At 61.9% G+C, this 12931-nt stretch carries 13 protein-coding genes and 1 tRNA gene; 12 read left to right on the forward strand and 2 right to left on the reverse strand.

What is annotated here, in order from left to right; genetic code table 11:
• The first annotated feature begins 13 nt into the window (after positions 1-13).
• Both AC56LN_RS07645 and AC56LN_RS07650 read left to right on the forward strand, forming a co-directional pair.
• Entirely contained in the window at positions 14-961 is a 948-nt protein-coding gene (locus tag AC56LN_RS07645) for an MlaD family protein (RefSeq protein ID WP_499570729.1), read from the forward strand.
• A complete protein-coding gene (locus AC56LN_RS07650; protein WP_499570730.1) occupies positions 958-1587 on the forward strand; it encodes a hypothetical protein in 630 nt (209 codons plus the stop codon). Before AC56LN_RS07645 ends, AC56LN_RS07650 begins: the two co-directional genes overlap by 4 nt.
• Before the next feature lie 11 nt (positions 1588-1598).
• Here AC56LN_RS07650 and AC56LN_RS07655 read toward each other — a convergent pair whose 3' ends face one another.
• The gene (locus AC56LN_RS07655; protein ID WP_499570731.1) at positions 1599-2528 is read right to left on the reverse strand and encodes an NAD(P)/FAD-dependent oxidoreductase; all 930 of its coding nucleotides are present in this window, start codon (positions 2526-2528) and stop codon (positions 1599-1601) included.
• Between the two features lie 107 nt (positions 2529-2635).
• Positions 2636-3559, reverse strand: a complete 924-nt coding sequence (locus AC56LN_RS07660) for a cation diffusion facilitator family transporter (protein WP_499570795.1) — start codon at positions 3557-3559, stop codon at positions 2636-2638.
• 132 nt (positions 3560-3691) lie between these two features.
• Here AC56LN_RS07660 and AC56LN_RS07665 point away from each other — a divergent pair.
• The 10 genes from AC56LN_RS07665 to AC56LN_RS07710 all read left to right on the forward strand — a co-directional run bounded on the left by AC56LN_RS07665 (position 3692) and on the right by AC56LN_RS07710 (position 12846).
• Positions 3692-3768: transfer RNA gene (locus AC56LN_RS07665), tRNA-Val, on the forward strand.
• Between the two features lie 326 nt (positions 3769-4094).
• A complete protein-coding gene (thrS, locus tag AC56LN_RS07670; protein ID WP_482899148.1) occupies positions 4095-6005 on the forward strand; it encodes a threonine--tRNA ligase in 1911 nt (636 codons plus the stop codon).
• A gap of 36 nt (positions 6006-6041) precedes the next feature.
• Positions 6042-6563 carry a translation initiation factor IF-3 gene (gene infC, locus AC56LN_RS07675; protein WP_183553737.1) on the forward strand — a complete coding sequence of 174 codons (522 nt, stop codon included), beginning with the start codon at positions 6042-6044 and terminating at the stop codon, positions 6561-6563.
• 289 nt (positions 6564-6852) lie between these two features.
• On the forward strand, positions 6853-7050 hold the full coding sequence (gene rpmI, locus AC56LN_RS07680; RefSeq protein ID WP_183553079.1) for a 50S ribosomal protein L35: 198 nt from the start codon (positions 6853-6855) through the stop codon (positions 7048-7050).
• Positions 7051-7070: 20 nt separating this feature from the next.
• Entirely contained in the window at positions 7071-7430 is a 360-nt protein-coding gene (gene rplT / locus AC56LN_RS07685; protein ID WP_183553077.1) for a 50S ribosomal protein L20, read from the forward strand.
• Positions 7431-7567: 137 nt separating this feature from the next.
• Complete coding sequence (gene pheS, locus AC56LN_RS07690; protein WP_499570732.1) at positions 7568-8581, forward strand: phenylalanine--tRNA ligase subunit alpha; 1014 nt, start codon at positions 7568-7570, stop codon at positions 8579-8581.
• 23 nt (positions 8582-8604) lie between these two features.
• Positions 8605-11031: a phenylalanine--tRNA ligase subunit beta gene (gene pheT, locus AC56LN_RS07695; RefSeq protein WP_499570733.1), complete on the forward strand. Its 2427-nt coding sequence runs from the start codon at positions 8605-8607 to the stop codon at positions 11029-11031.
• Positions 11032-11183: 152 nt separating this feature from the next.
• Complete coding sequence (locus tag AC56LN_RS07700; RefSeq protein WP_183553735.1) at positions 11184-11552, forward strand: integration host factor subunit alpha; 369 nt, start codon at positions 11184-11186, stop codon at positions 11550-11552.
• A 7-nt stretch (positions 11553-11559) separates the two neighbouring features.
• The gene (locus AC56LN_RS07705) at positions 11560-11967 is read left to right on the forward strand and encodes a MerR family transcriptional regulator (protein WP_499570734.1); all 408 of its coding nucleotides are present in this window, start codon (positions 11560-11562) and stop codon (positions 11965-11967) included.
• Between the two features lie 246 nt (positions 11968-12213).
• A complete protein-coding gene (locus tag AC56LN_RS07710; protein ID WP_091873377.1) occupies positions 12214-12846 on the forward strand; it encodes a response regulator in 633 nt (210 codons plus the stop codon).
• The last annotated feature ends 85 nt before the right edge of the window (positions 12847-12931 follow it).

Genomic DNA, 12931 nt, shown 5'->3' on the forward strand with positions numbered 1-12931 from the left:
GACCCACATTGACATGACGGACCAGATTCCCGATAGCGCGCTTCCCGACGAGCCAAAGCACGTTGAAACCAAGGCCGTGATTCTCCTCGTTTTTCTGGGGCTGATGATTTGCGGCTTCGTGTTCTACGTGATGTACGCGCGCGGCGTGTTCGAGCCGACCCAGCGCCTGACGCTCGTGGCCGACGATTCGACCGGTGTCATCCCCGGCATGGACATGACGTTCGCCGGCTTTCCGATCGGGCGCGTGCGCCAGGTCGAACTGGCCGACACCGGCAAGGTAAATATCCTGGTCGATGTCCAGAGCAAGGACGCCAAGTGGCTGCGCGCATCGAGCGTGTTCACGCTGGAGTCGAGCATCGTCGGTGAAACGCGCCTGCGTGCCTACACGGGCGTGCTGACCGATGCGCCGCTGCCGGCCGGTTCGACTCGCACCGTGCTGCGCGGCGACGCCACCGCGGAAATCCCGCGCATCGTCGCCACGGCGCGCGGGCTGCTGGAAAACCTGGAAACGATGACGTCGTCGGGGTCGGACGTCAACACCAGCCTGTCGAACCTGTCGGCCGTCACCGGCCGCATGTCGGGGCGCTACGGCGTGCTCGGTGGCGCGCTCGGTGGCGACGAAGAAGCGAAGAAACTGATGGAAGCGCTCGACCGCGTCAACGTGATCCTGGCCAAGGCCGACCAGCGCGTGTTCGGCCAGGCCGGCGTGATGGACGACGCCCAGGCGGCCGTGCGCCAGCTGGATGTCGTGCTGAAGGACGCGAGCGCCACCTTGAAGAAAGTCGACGCCGTGCTGGTCGAGGCGCAGGCCGTCGGCGCCAACACGCGCGAAGCCACCGAAGACCTGAGCGCACTGCGCGGCGACGTCGATGCCAGCCTGCGCAAGGTGAATCGCCTGGTCGAGGAAATCAACCGCAAGTGGCCATTCGCGCGCACCAATCCGGAGATCAAGCTGCCATGAAGTGCCTTCCACTGATGATTGCCGCCTTGCTGGCCGGCTGCGCGAGCAAGCCGTTGCCGCCCGACTGGCAGGCCAACGCCAAGGGCGCGCTCGACGCGTCCGTTGACGATTACCTGAAAGGGCACACGGCGGCGTCGAATGCCGAGTTCCGCGAAGCGCGCGCCGAGACCACTGCCACCGGGCGACCTGATCACGTCGCCCAGGTGGAGCTGGTGCGCTGCGCGGCGCAGGTGGCCAGTCTGGTGTTCGAGGATTGTCCGGGTTACGCGGCGCTGGCGCCGGATGCGACACCGGCGCAGCGCGCCTACGCCGCCTATCTGGCCGGGCAGTGGGATGGGCTGGAGGTGGCGCTGCTGCCGGAGCAGCATCGGGCTATTGTGAGTGGAGGCGCATTGGACAGCATTGCCGATCCCCTGGCGCGGCTGGTTGCGGCTGGCGCGCAGTTCAAGGCGAGCCGCATCACGCCGGCCGGGATCGCACTGGCCGTCGACACGGCGTCAACGCAGGGCTGGCGCCGGCCGCTGCTGGCGTGGCTGGGCGTACAGGCGCAGCGCGCCGAGGCGGCGGGCGACACGGCCGCGCAGGCAGCGATCGAACGGCGCCGCAAACTGGCCGGCGGCCAGTAACGCTCAACCCCTCAGCGCAGCGCCCACGGCAGCGTGTTGTGGATCGTCGTCGCGGCAATCGCCGCCTGGCCGGTGGCCACCGCGATCTGGTTCAGCCCGCGCGTGACGTCGCCGATCGCGTACAGGCCCGGCACCGCCGTGCGGCAATGGTCGTCCACCGTCAGCGTATCGCATTCGACCGTTTCGGCGCCAAGATTGGCCGCCAGGGCGGAGCGTGCATTCTCGCCCAGCATCGGGTAGAACACATCGCATTCGTAGGATTGCCCGTCGCGCGTGTGCAGCACGGGTTTCAGGTCATCGGTCAGCGTGACGCCGGCCAGCGGTGACGCAATATGCTGGACGCTCGCTGCCTGCAGCTGCGCGTGCTGGTCGGCGTCCACCACCGACTCGTCGGCCCGCTCGAACAGCAGCACGTCGCGGCTGAAGCTGCGCATGAAGAGGGCGTGGCCAACCGGGTTGACTTCGGCCGTGGCCACGGCGATGCGCTTGTCGATCACGTCGTAGCCATCGCACACGGGGCACAGGCGCACCGCGCCGCTGGCCACCGCTTCGTCCCAGCGCTCGACCGGCATGCCGACGTCGGCCACGCCCGTGGCCAGCAGCACCGTATGGGCGCGCATCTCGGTGACGTCGCCGTCCGGGCCCGTGCAGTCGGCGATGAACAGGCCGTCGTCGATGCGCAGGTTGCTGATTTCGCCGGGAATCACGTGGCCGCCGTACTTGCCCAACTGGCAGCGCAACTGGTCGAGCAGCAGCTTGCCATTGATCCCGTCCGGGAAGCCGGGATAGTTGTGCGAGACGGGAATCCAGGCCAGGCGGCTGTTGCCCTTGTCGACCAGCGCGACATTGCGGGTGAAGCGGCGCAGATAGATGGCGGCGGTCAGGCCGCCCGGCCCGCCGCCGATGATGAGGGTGTCGAATACGTTTGGTGTAAGGTCCATGCGTGCATTATGTCGCCGATTGCCCTACCGGGCTATCGGCGCACGCGCTCGCCTCCGGTGGGCCTGTGCTTACACGAATAGTGGCGAAACAATGTTGACCGCTGGTTTCACAGCGATTTGCCGCCGGCCGCTTCCGGTTGCAGCGTCACGTGGTCGATGCCATGGCGCGCGCGCAGCATCGCGCGTACGGCTTCCAGCACGGCGGGCCACTGTTCCAGGCTGCGGATCTCGATGTGACCGATCAGCGCCGGATGGCCGGGTGACATGTCCCAGACGTGCATATCGTGCACGCCCAGCACGCCGTCGACGGCCGCCATGTCGGCGCCGACGAGGACGAAGTCGATCTTGTGCGGCACGCCTTCCATCAGGAAATGGTACGACTCGCGCAGGATGCCACTGGTCGAGCGCAGGATCAGCAGGGCGACGAAGATCGACAGGATCGGGTCGGCCCGCAGCCAGCCGGTGAAATAGATGATCGCGCCCGAGGCAATGGCGGCCAGCGAGCCGAGCAGGTCGCCCATCACGTTGACGAGCGCAGCGCGGGTGTTGATGCTGTCGTTGTTGCGCGACAGGATCCAGGCAACCAGCAGATTGATCGAGGCGCCCAGGGCGGCCACGACCAGCACGATGCCGCCCTTGACGGGTTCCGGATGCATCAGGCGCTGGATGGCTTCCCAGCCGATCCAGCCCACCAGGGCCAGCATCACCAGGCAGTTGACGAACGCGGCCAGCGCTTCGGCGCGCACGAAGCCGAACGAGTGGCGCGCCGATGGGGGACGCTTGGCGATCATTTGCGCAAGCAGGGCCAGGCCCAGGGCTGCGGCGTCGGTGACCATGTGGCCGGCGTCCGAGATCAGGGCCAGCGAATTCGACAGGAAGCCGGTGATGACCTCGACCAGCGCGAACAGCAGCGTCAGTCCCAGCGCGAACATGAGCGCCTTCTGGCTGCGCGCTTCGATGGAATGGGAATGGCTTGCATCACCGTCGAGGTGGGCATGCAGGTGGGAAGGGTCGTGCGGCTTGTACGTCATCGCCATGCAATCAATAGTCGAACGGGGCACCAGTGTAAATCATTGGCGCCGGTGCAGCAGAACGGCCTGGTCAGCAATAAATTTTGTGCGAGGGTTGCAGTTCCCGTATCGACTCCCTATAATGGCGGCATCGGGCGGTTAGTTCAGCTGGTTAGAATACTTGGTCGACATCCAAGGGGTCGCAGATTCGAATTCTGCACCGCCCACCAGAATAGAGAAGTGCAAAGAAGCGTAGCGAGCGGCAGCAGTTTTGGTTGAGAAGCGCAGTCGTACGAATGTACGGCGAGCATCGCAGACCGAAAGTGCAAACGCGCAGTAGCTTGTTTGAACTTCGAATTGTAAGAGCGAGAAAGGCACCACGGTTATGACACCGCGAACTACAACGACGTTGTGGGGGAATCGCTAGACGCGAAGGGGTGTGCTTTTGCTTAACACAACGAATCAACGCGGCTAGCCCGCGTTTTTTTTCGTCCAGATTTTACTATCCTTGATTTTTGTTATTTAACGGCGCGCGGCGCCACGATTGGAGTACAGCATGTTGAACGTCCGACTTCCCGATGGTTCCAGCCGCCAGTTTGACGGTCCCGTGACTGTGGCGCAGGTAGCACAGAGCATTGCCCCAAGCCTGGGCAAGGCGGCGCTGGCCGGCAAGGTCAATGGCAAGGTGGTCGATACGTCGTTCCTGATCGATGCCGATGCCGATCTCGCCATTGTCACCGACCGCGACCCGGAAGGCCTGGACGTGATCCGTCACTCGACCGCCCACCTGCTCGCGCACGCGGTCAAGGAACTGTTCCCTGAAGCCCAGGTGACGATCGGCCCGGTCATCGAAAACGGCTTCTATTACGACTTCTCGTACAAGCGCCCATTCACCCCGGACGACCTGACCGCCATCGAAAAGAAGATGACCGAGCTGGCCAAGAAGGATGAGCCGGTCACCCGCAAGGTGCTGCCACGCGACGAAGCCGTCGAGTACTTCAAGTCGATCGGCGAGCACTACAAGGCGGAAATCATTGCCTCGATCCCGGCGAACGAGGATGTCTCGCTGTACACCGAAGGCAGCTTCACCGACCTGTGCCGCGGCCCGCACGTGCCATCGTCCGGCAAGCTGAAAGTCTTCAAGCTGATGAAGCTGGCGGGCGCCTACTGGCGCGGCGACTCGAAGAACGAGATGCTGCAGCGCGTGTATGGCACTGCCTGGACGAAGAAGGAAGACCAGGAGCAGTACCTGCACATGCTGGAAGAAGCCGAAAAGCGCGATCACCGCAAACTCGGCAAGTCGCTGGACCTGTTCCACTTCCAGGAAGAAGCCCCGGGCCTCGTGTTCTGGCATCCGAAGGGCTGGACGATCTGGCAGCAGGTGGAGCAGTACATGCGCCACAAGTACCAGGTCGCCGGCTACAGCGAAGTCAAGGCGCCGCAGATTCTCGACCGCACGCTGTGGGAAAAGACCGGTCACTGGGAAAACTACCGCGACAATATGTTCACGACCGAGTCGGAGAATCGTTCGTACGCATTGAAGCCGATGAATTGCCCGGGCCACGTGCAGATCTACAACTCGGGCATGCGCTCGTACCGCGACCTGCCGCTGCGCTTCGGCGAATTCGGCCAGTGCCACCGCAACGAGCCGTCCGGTGCGCTGCACGGCCTGATGCGCGTGCGCGGCTTTACCCAGGATGATGGCCACATCTTCTGTACCGAAGAGCAGGTCGAGCGCGAAGTCACGTCGTTCCACGCCCAGGCGATGGCCGTGTATGACGACTTCGGCTTTGCCAATATCGACGTCAAGCTGGCGCTGCGTCCCGACAGCCGCATCGGTTCGGACGAGGTCTGGGACCAGGCCGAGGAATCGCTGCGCTCGGCGCTGCGCGCCTGCGGCGTGACCTGGACCGAATTGCCGGGCGAGGGCGCGTTCTACGGTCCGAAGATCGAGTACCACCTGAAGGATAGCCTCGGCCGTCCATGGCAGGTCGGCACCGTGCAGGTCGACTTCTCGATGCCGGGGCGCCTCGGTTCCGAGTACGTGGCAGAAGACAACACCCGCCGCGTGCCAGTAATGCTGCACCGTGCGATCGTCGGTTCGATGGAACGTTTCATCGGCATCCTGATCGAAAACTATGCGGGCGCGCTGCCGCTCTGGCTGGCGCCGGTGCAAGTGGCTGTGCTCAACATCTCGGATGCGCAAGGCGATTACGTGAAAGAAGTCGAGGCGAAGTTGCGTGCGGCGGGCCTGCGTGTTCACGCTGATTTGCGCAATGAGAAGATCACCTATAAAATACGTGAACATTCCGTCCAAAAACTGCCGTATATTCTCGTTGTTGGGGATAAAGAAAAAGACGCGAATACCGTGGCTGTGCGAGCCCGAGGCAATGTCGATCTGGGCGTGATGTCCGTCGATGCGCTCGTGGAACGTCTGGTGGGCGAAGTCGCCGCCAAGACGAAGTAACTCCGGCCAAATTTCAATACGTTCAAAGGAAACAACATAGCTACTGACAAGAATAATCGCATCAATGGCGAGATCACCCATCCTGAAATGCGTTTGAACGGTGTAGAGAACGAGCCATTGGGCATCGTTAGTCTCGCCGACGCGTTCCGGATGGCCGAAGAACTGAACGTCGACCTGGTCGAGATCGCGCCAAACGCGGTCCCGCCGGTCTGCCGCCTGATGGACTACGGCAAGTTCAAGTATTCGGAGCAAAAAAAGGCGCATGAGGCGAAGCTCAAGCAAAAGATCATCCAGGTCAAGGAAGTCAAATTCCGCCCGGGTACCGATGACGGTGACTACAACATCAAGTTGCGTAACCTCATCAAGTTCCTGGAAGAAGGCGACAAAGCCAAGATCACGCTGCGCTTCCGCGGTCGTGAAATGGCCCACCAGGATATCGGTATGCGTGTGCTCGAGCGTCTGCGCACGGATCTCGATGCAGTCGGTCAGGTGGAGCAGTTCCCGAAACTCGAAGGTCGCCAGATGATCATGGTGGTCGCGCCGAGGAAGAAGAAGTAACTCTTCGCCGGGAGCATCCAGAGCCGGGCCCGTGTTGCAGACATCGTCTGCAGCCCGGCCCGGCTTTATTGCGTCTGTACGGGCGGTGTCGCCGACCTTTCTTGTTTCTCGCTGTCGGCTATCGCAGCGCGTAGAAGCTGTGCTACAATCTTCGATTCCTGTTTGCGACAAGCAGGTTGTAGCCGACTCAACGTCTGCTGCAAAACAAGTGAAAGTAGGCATCTAAGAGCAGCGTCGCTGCCACCTGCAATCCTGTTACATATGAGACTGTCCGCGAGGGCAGATGACTATGCCAAAAATGAAAACCAAAAGCAGCGCGAAGAAACGTTTTCGCGTGCGTCCAGGTGGTACTGTGAAATCGGGTATGGCGTTCAAGCGTCACATCCTGACCAAGAAGACCACCAAGAACAAGCGCCAACTGCGCGGCACCCGCAACATCAATGCAGCAGACGTCACGTCCGTCTACCGCATGATGCCATCTGCTTAATCTCACACTAAGGAGCTACTATGCCTAGAGTTAAACGTGGGGTTACAGCACGTGCCCGTCATAAGAAGGTTCTTGACCTTGCCAAAGGTTACCGCGGTCGTCGCAGCAAGGTATATCGTGTTGCCAAGCAAGCAGTCATGCGCGCTGGCCAATACGCGTACCGTGACCGTCGCAACAAGAAGCGCGTCTTCCGCGCACTGTGGATCACCCGTATCAACGCGGCATCGCGTTCGCACGGCATGACCTACAGCGTGTTCATGAACGGCCTGAAGAAGTCCGCCATTGAACTGGACCGTAAAGTCCTGGCCGACATGGCTGTGCATGACAAGCCGGCATTCGCCGCGATTGTCAGCGCCGTCAAGGCCAAGCTGGCTGCTTGATTCGTTAAGCTGCTAAGCAAGTTGGTGCCGCGCCCTTTATCGGGCGTGGCGCACAAAGAAGCGGGGCAAGGTTCACACCTGTGCCCCGTTTTTGATTCTGGCGTCTCCCGCCAACGAAAAACAGGAAAAGAACAAGCATGAACCTGGAAGAACTCGTCGTCGCGGCCCGTGCCGATTTCGCGGAGGCGCCAGATGCCGCCGCGCTTGAAAATGCGAAAGCCAAGTACCTGGGCAAGACCGGCCAGGTGACCGACCTGATGAAGGGTCTGGGCAAGCTCGACCCCGATGCGCGCAAGGCGCAGGGCGCCTTGATCAATGCCGCCAAAGAACAAATCGAACAGGCATTGACCGCGCGCCGCGATGCGCTCGCCGAGGCGCAGCTCCAGGCGCGCCTGTCCATGGAAGCCATCGACGTGACGCTGCCCGGCCGTGGCCGCTCGAAGGGTGGCATCCACCCGGTGATGCGCACCTGGGAACGCGTCGAGCAGATCTTCCGCTCCATCGGTTTCGACGTGGCCGACGGCCCCGAGATCGAAAACGACTGGACCAACTTCACCGCACTGAACAGCCCCGAGAATCACCCGGCGCGTTCGATGCAGGACACCTTCTACATTGATGGCAACGACAGCACCGGCAAGCCGCTGCTGCTGCGCACGCACACGAGCCCGATGCAGGTGCGCTATGCCCGCACCCACACGCCGCCGATCAAGGTCATTGCACCGGGCCGCACCTACCGCGTTGACAGCGACGCCACCCACTCGCCGATGTTCCACCAGGTCGAAGGCCTGTGGATCGGTGAAAACATCAGCTTCGCCGACCTGAAGGGCGTGTACCTGAACTTCGTCCAGGCCTTCTTCGAGACCGACGATCTGAAGGTCCGCTTCCGCCCATCGTATTTCCCGTTCACCGAACCATCGGCCGAGATCGACATCGCGTTCGGCTCCGGTCCGCTCAAGGGCCGCTGGCTCGAAGTCTCGGGCGCCGGCCAGGTGCACCCGACGGTGGTGCGCAACTTCGGGCTCGACCCGGAAAAATTCATCGGCTTCGCGTTCGGCTCCGGCCTCGAGCGCCTGACGATGCTGCGTTATGGAATCAGCGATTTGCGCCTGTTCTACGAAGGCGACCTGCGCTTCCTGAAGCAGTTCAATTAATTCGACGCTGAGGCACAAAGATTATGCAATTCTCCGAAAACTGGCTCCGCTCGATCGTCAATCCGCAGATCAATTCAGATGAGCTGTCCCACCTCCTGACCATGTCGGGCCTCGAAGTGGAAGAGGTCGAGGCGGTGGCACCACCGTTCTCGAACGTGGTCGTGGCCGAGGTCAAGGAAGTGGTCAAGCACCCGAACGCCGACCGCCTGAACGTGTGCCAGGTCGATGTTGGCACCGGCACCTTGCTCAATATCGTGTGCGGCGCGCCGAACGTGCGCGCCGGCATGAAAGCGATATGCGCGAAAGCCGGCGCCGTGCTGCCACCAGGCGCCGATGGCAAGCCCTTCGAAATCAAGGTTGGCCAGCTGCGCGGCGTCGAGTCGCAGGGCATGATGTGCTCGAGCAAAGAGCTGGGCATCTCCGAAGAAAGCAATGGCTTGATGGAACTGCCGGCCGATGCGCCGGTGGGCCAGAGCATTCGCGATTACCTGGGCCTGGACGACCTGAAGTTCACGATCAAGCTCACGCCGAACAAAGCCGATTGCCTGTCCGTGCTGGGCGTCGCGCGTGAAGTGGCGGCGCTGACCGGCGCCCCGTTGACGCTCGAGCCGACCCGCACCGTCGCGGTCAACAGCGATGAAATCCTGCCTGTGACAGTCTCGGCACCGGATCTGTGCGGCCGTTTCGCTGGCCGCGTGATCCGCGGCCTGAACGCCCGCGCTGCCACGCCTGACTGGATGAAGCGCCGCCTGGAACGCAGCGGCCAGCGCTCGGTGTCGGCCCTGGTCGATATCTCCAACTACGTGATGCTCGAAGTCGGCCGTCCGTCGCACGTGTTCGATCTGGCCAAGATCCACGGCAGCCTGGACGTGCGCTGGGGCAAGACCGGCGAATCGCTCAAGCTTTTGAATGGCAACACCGTTGCCGTCGACGAGTGGGTTGGCGTGATTGCCGATGAGCAGCAGATCGAATCGCTGGCCGGCATCATGGGCGGCGACTCGACCGCCGTGTCGCTCGACACCACCGATATCTATCTGGAAGCGGCATTCTGGTGGCCAAACGCCATCCAGGGCCGTGCCCGCCGCTTCAATTTCTCGACCGATGCCGCGCACCGCTTCGAGCGTGGCGTCGACTACGCGACCGTGCCCGAGCATCTCGAGCGCATCACGGCGCTCCTGATCGACATCTGCGGCACGCCGGACAGCAAAGTTGGTCCGATCGACGACCAGATCGTCAATCTGCCGGTGCGTACGCCGGTGGTATTGCGCACGGCGCGCGCCGCGCAGGTCATTGGCGTGCCATTGACCGATGCCGTGATCGCCGACATCTTCACGCGCCTGCAACTGGGCTTCGTGCAGGAAGAGGGCGCGTTCCACGTCACGGCGCCGACCTACCGTTTCGACATCGAGATCGAGGAAGACCTGATCGAAGAAGTCGCGCGCGTCTATGGTTTCGAGAACATTCCGACCCGGCCGCCGACCGCGCCGAGCGCAATGCTGATCGAGCCGGAAAATACCCGCTCGCTGTTTGCGATCCGCCACCAGCTGGCCGACCTGGGCTTCCAGGAAGTGGTCAACATGAGCTTCGTGGAAAGCACGTGGGAGCAGGACTTCGCCGGCAACCTCGAACCGATCCGCCTGCAAAACCCGATCGCCAGCCAGCTCAGCGTGATGCGTTCGTCGCTGATCGGCAGCCTGGTCGCCAACGTGCGCTACAACATCAACCGCAAGGCCGGCCGCGTGCGCGCGTTCGAAGTCGGCGGTGTGTTCAAACGTAACGCCTCGGTCATGGATGGCCCGCTGACGGTAGCCGGTTACGACCAGCCGAAGCGCGTCGCCGCGATCGCCTACGGTCCGGCGCTCGACGAGCAGTGGGATGTTGCCACGCGCGCTGTCGACTTCTTCGACCTGAAGGCCGACCTGGAAGCGCTGTTCGCCCCGCGCCAGCTGCGTTTTGCGAAAGCGGAGCACCCGGCGCTGCACCCGGGCCGCTCGGCCACCGTACTGCTGGACGACCAGCAGATCGGCGTGATTGGCGAGCTGCATCCGCGCTGGCTGCAAAAGTATGATCTGCCGCAGGCACCGGTCGTATTCGAGGTCGATGCTGAAGCATTGCGCGGGCGCACCGTGCCGGTGTATAGCGAGATTTCGAAGTTCCCTGGCGCCACGCGCGACCTGGCACTGGTGGTGAAACAGGACGTGCCGGCCCAGTCCGTGATGGACGCATTCACCGCTGAAATCGCAGTAAATCCTATGGGCAAGATCGTGCAAGCCGTTGTTTTGTTTGATGAATATCGCGGCAAGGGTCTGGAAGCGGATGAAAAAAGCCTTGCTTTCCGCTTTAGCTTGCAAGATACTCAATCGACACTGCAGGACGACGCGGTCGACGCCATCATGGCGGCGGTGCTCGCCACTGCTTCAACCAAACTGAACGCGAAGCTGCGTGCATAATATGCATCTCCAGGCTGACAGCACACCGGTCACAAGCCGTGTTGCTGTCGCTGCGGCATCGTTAGACTTACGGGCAGGGCCTCAAAATTAACAATAACGACGTTGATTCGACCGTGTTCCAGGAAGCCCTCGTGGCCGACCTGGATCGTGCAATGCTGGTGGCGCGCGTGCGTAAAGAAGCAGAGCAGTCATTGCCCACGCTGACCAAGGCCGAGCTGGCCGAGCTGCTGTTCGAGCAGGTCGGGCTGAACAAGCGCGAAGCCAAGGACATGGTCGAAACCTTCTTCGACGAGATCCGCAATGCACTCGAGCGCGGCGAGGCCGTCAAGCTGTCGGGCTTTGGCAATTTCCAGTTGCGTGACAAGCCGCAGCGGCCCGGCCGCAATCCGAAAACCGGGGAAGAAATTCCCATTACGGCGCGCCGCGTCGTGACGTTCCACGCCAGCCAGAAGCTCAAGGCCATGGTGGAAGAAGCCGGGCCGGGCAATTCGGGTTCGGGTTCGATGGCGCGCGCAGCCTGATTAAACGATGAACGACCGACCGAACAAGACCGAACTGACCGTGCTGCCACCGATTCCGGCCAAACGTTATTTCACGATTGGGGAAGTCAGCGAGCTGTGCGGCGTCAAACCGCATGTGCTGCGCTACTGGGAGCAGGAATTCACCCAGCTCAAGCCCGTCAAACGTCGTGGCAATCGCCGTTATTACCAGCACCACGAAGTGCTGCTGATTCGCCGTATCCGCGAACTGCTGTACGAGCAGGGCTTCACGATCAGCGGCGCGCGCAACCGTCTCGACCATCGCGCGGTCGTGGTGGCCGAGCTGGATGAAGAGCGCCTGCGTGATGCGCCACCGGCCATCGACGGTGACAAGTTGCGTGCCGGCTTGCTCGACATCCTCGATCTGCTCAAGAACGGATCGACGCCAGCGCCGTAGCGCCGGCCACTACCTCACACGATCGGCAGGTTTGCCGTACCAGACTGCGCTGGTTCGCACGCGACCCCGCAGGCAGCGGGTCGTCGCCGGGTCAAGCGCCCACGTTTGATCACTCAAGCATTCGTGCCCTGTTGAAGGCAGGCCGGGGAGTGTTAAAATGTCACTCGCGCGATGCTGAATGACACGCATCAACCGGGCGGAGCAGATCCGGCACTTTCCTGCGCAAGGAAAATTTAAGGGAAGACAATGATACGCGTTGCCATTTGTGACGATCACCAGATAGTACGAGCAGGATTCAAGCAGATTTTTTCGTCATCGGGCGACTTTGAAGTCGTCGCCGAAGGCGCAACGGGCCGCGAGGCACTGGATATCGCGCGCCGCGAGATTTGCGACGTGCTGTTGCTCGATATCGCCATGCCTGACCAGAGCGGCATCGACATCCTGCGCACGATCCGTCAGGGCCAGCCCAATCTGCCCGTGCTGATCCTGTCCGGGTATCCGGCGCAGCAATACGCGCTGAACCTGTTCAAGATGGGCGCGAACGGTTACCTGAACAAGGAATGCGAAGCAGACGAACTCAAGACGGCCGTGCGTACCGTGTTCCAGGGCCGGCGTTATGTGTCGTCGACGGTGGGTGAGTTGCTGGCGCAAAGCTTCGACCGCGACCCGAATACGGCGCTGCACACCGAACTGTCCGATCGCGAATTCCAGGTGTTCCTGCGTCTGGCCAAGGGCGCAACCGTGTCCGATATCGGCAATGCGCTGTCGCTGTCGATCAAGACGGTATCGACCTACCGTACCCGGATCATGGAAAAAATGGGCCTGCAGTCCAATTCGGACTTGACCTATTACGCAATGAAGAACAATCTGCTCGACTAAGAGCGCAGCGGTTATTCATATCGGATTGGTCCCACAACGCGCTTCGGCGCGTTTTGTCATTGGTGCGTCAGAAAGTTCCGATGTG

It is taken from the genome of Telluria sp. ZT3P26 (assembly GCF_059686035.1).